The sequence below is a fragment of the Flavobacterium xanthum genome, assembly GCF_900142695.1.
GTDB classification, from domain to species: domain Bacteria; phylum Bacteroidota; class Bacteroidia; order Flavobacteriales; family Flavobacteriaceae; genus Flavobacterium; species Flavobacterium xanthum.
Map to the genome: position 1 here is coordinate 1 of NZ_FRBU01000094.1, position 1,447 is coordinate 1,447.

Annotated in this window: 2 protein-coding genes; one reads left to right on the forward strand and one right to left on the reverse strand. The window is 30.0% G+C overall.

The genetic code is table 11. The annotated features are described in order from the left end of the window. The first annotated feature begins 73 nt into the window (after positions 1–73). The gene (locus tag BUC11_RS16520; protein ID WP_139259558.1) at positions 74–586 is read left to right on the forward strand and encodes a thiopeptide-type bacteriocin biosynthesis protein; all 513 of its coding nucleotides are present in this window, start codon (positions 74–76) and stop codon (positions 584–586) included. Between the two features lie 132 nt (positions 587–718). Here BUC11_RS16520 and BUC11_RS16525 read toward each other — a convergent pair whose 3' ends face one another. Beyond that, a complete protein-coding gene (locus BUC11_RS16525; RefSeq protein WP_073355797.1) occupies positions 719–1,342 on the reverse strand; it encodes a hypothetical protein in 624 nt (207 codons plus the stop codon). Positions 1,343–1,447: the final 105 nt, after the last annotated feature.

The window sequence follows — 1,447 nt, forward strand, 5'->3', positions numbered from 1 at the left end:
GTTATTTCCGATTTTAGCCTAGAAAATAGAAATGAAAACTTAAAAAACTATCTTAAGTTTCTAAAAAAGTTGCATCGCGAATAGGTCGCAGCATAATCACAGTGAGTTGATTGTAGCGTATTTAATGTACAAACCCAATTTTGAGGTGGCAACTCAACTACTGTTTGGGCTGTATACTATTCGTCATTTTTTAGAAAGTTTTCAGTTATCAATGTCTGAAAAACATGAATTGATGCGCCGGTTACAAATGAATTTTAAAAAAGAATTTAATGCCGATGCGGCCACAAATAAGGGACTAGATACCCAATACCGCAAGCGTGAAGTAGAAATTACTGCGGAGCTACTAGGCAAAACAGACTTGCCATTTGAAGTATTAACTCCCTTCATAGAAACTAAAATATCAGAAATTGCTTTGTTAAGTTCCAACATAAAAAGTCAGTTGGAGATTCCTCTTTTTGATTTTTTAAGCAGCCATATTCACATGATGGTTAATCGACAGTTTACGTCACGCCAACGGCAATATGAGCTCTTGATATACGACCATTTGTATCGGTTTTATAAAACTCAGGAGCTGAGAAGATATTAAAAATGTTTTTTTTGAAATTAAACAGTTTGATGTAAAAAAATGACTTAGTCATCACCATTTTTATGTTGTAAAATAGCATTATTACTGCATTTTTCTTGTAAATCTACTAAACAACAGAAGACAATTGTTACGTTATAATTTAACTCTTAAAGTAGGTAAAACAGCAATAGTTTCAACACCATTTAATGAATAGTATAATTTACTTTTTAAACCCAGTTCAGCATAACTATTGAGTTTGAAATAGTATTCTAAAGATCCAAATAATCCCAAATTGTCTGCTCGATTTTTTTCGTTATTAAGTACAAAATAAGTATTTGTGTCATCAAATGTAATAGTGTTAGTATTTAAGTTTTCTATAAAGAAAAATACGCCGAGAGTGAACTGAATATTGTTTTTAAAAGCGGTTCGAAAGTGAATATCATAAAAGTTTTTAGTGTGTGTATTGTTGTAATTATCTAATACTATTCCGCTGTTATTACTATTAATGACAATGCCATCATCAATATTTTTTGAATGTTGCTGTTTCGCAAAACCTACACCAATAAATCTATTTTTAGGTAATTTATAATCTGCGTTAAATTCTAAAAATGAACCAAATTTTGGTAATTCAAGCTTTAGTGGTGATGTCTCAGAATAGTTAGAATAATTAATATGGGAAATCCCATAGGAAAAAGATAAGTCTAATTTTTGTTCTTTTTTTTCTTGAGCAAAAGATGGTAATGCAATGCAAAGAAATGGAATTATAAATTTTTTCATGATTAGAATTGGTGGATTCAATTAATTAATGCGAATTCCTGATTATTGTTTAATAATTGTAAATATACTTCATTTGGAGAATCAAATTGATGCCTTTTCCGAGGT

Bases quoted from the DNA above. Each gene is read 5' to 3' on its own strand.
- BUC11_RS16525 (WP_073355797.1), bottom strand. From the start codon at position 1,342: ATGAAAAAATTTATAATTCCATTTCTTTGCATTGCATTACCATCTTTT.